The organism is Oleiphilus sp. HI0086, assembly GCF_001635225.1.
Window position 1 is genome coordinate 1 of sequence record NZ_LWFZ01001250.1, and the last position, 1,009, is coordinate 1,009.

At 43.0% G+C, this 1,009-nt stretch carries 1 protein-coding gene; it reads left to right on the plus strand.

The features are described 5' to 3' along the window. Positions 1 to 102 precede the first annotated feature (102 nt). Positions 103 to 930 carry a type IV pilus biogenesis/stability protein PilW gene (gene pilW / locus A3756_RS21690; RefSeq protein ID WP_068554620.1) on the plus strand — a complete coding sequence of 276 codons (828 nt, stop codon included), beginning with the start codon at positions 103 to 105 and terminating at the stop codon, positions 928 to 930. Positions 931 to 1,009 lie beyond the last annotated feature (79 nt).

Below are 1,009 nucleotides of genomic sequence, written 5' to 3' on the forward strand. Positions count from 1 at the left end.
AAAACAGCTATAAAATATATTGGTTTGGTTAATTTTTATAGAAAAAGAGACCGCAATGAAAGCGGCTCGTATAAAAAATAGAAAAAGGCAGATTAAATTCGCATGCTGTTTTTGAATAAACAATACAGATTCTTATTGAAGGGCTGGCTGATAGTCTTCTGCCTTCTCTTGCAAGCTTGTGTGACGACGACCAATAGTTCGCTAACTGATAAGGCCGATCCGGTTGTCGCAGTAGGGCGTTATGTGACGCTTGGTCTTGAGTACATTAAGCGGGATGACCTGCATCGAGCTCGAAAGCACCTGAACAGAGCGTTGGAGATATCACCACTGGATGCCCCAGCTAACGCAGCTATGGGCTTGGTTTACCACCAGGAAGGGGAGACAGTTGCTGCTGAGAATTACTTTAAACAGAGTTTGGAAACCGACCCAAGCTATACGCGTGGAAGAAGTTATTACGGCGCGTTTTTGTATTCAGTTGACAGAATTGAGGCGGCGCTTGAACAGTTTAAACTAGCATCTGAAGATACGCGTTATGAAGGCCGTTCACAAATATTCTCTAATATCGCTTTATGCCAACTTAAACTAGGTAATAGTGCTGAAGCAATTGAAGCTTATACCAGTACTTTGCGCTTGGATCGTAGTAATGGTCGTGCGCTATCTGGTGTAACGGAGCTGCTGATCCAGTCCAACGATTTTGAAAGAGCTCAGCATTATTATAATCGCCTCGTACGGTTGATTCGTGAGCGCGGTATGCAACACTCAGCTCAGAGTTTATGGCTGGGAATCAGGATTGCCAATTATTATGATAGTTCTCAGCAAGTGATTACTTTGGCAGGCTTACTCGAGCAAATGTATCCCGATACTGAAGAAAACCAGCTTGCCAAGAGTTTACTTGGAAAAAAAATAACGCTAAATGGTGCTAGTCGATGAGTAAGGAAACAGCTGATATTTCGTCAAGCCCAGGCTTAATTCTCCGGACTGCACGAGAAGAGTTAAAATTTTCTATCGA

Excerpts from the sequence above, each read along its gene's own strand:
- pilW (WP_068554620.1), top strand. The coding sequence starts at position 103 with ATGCTGTTTTTGAATAAACAATACAGATTCTTATTGAAGGGCTGGCTG.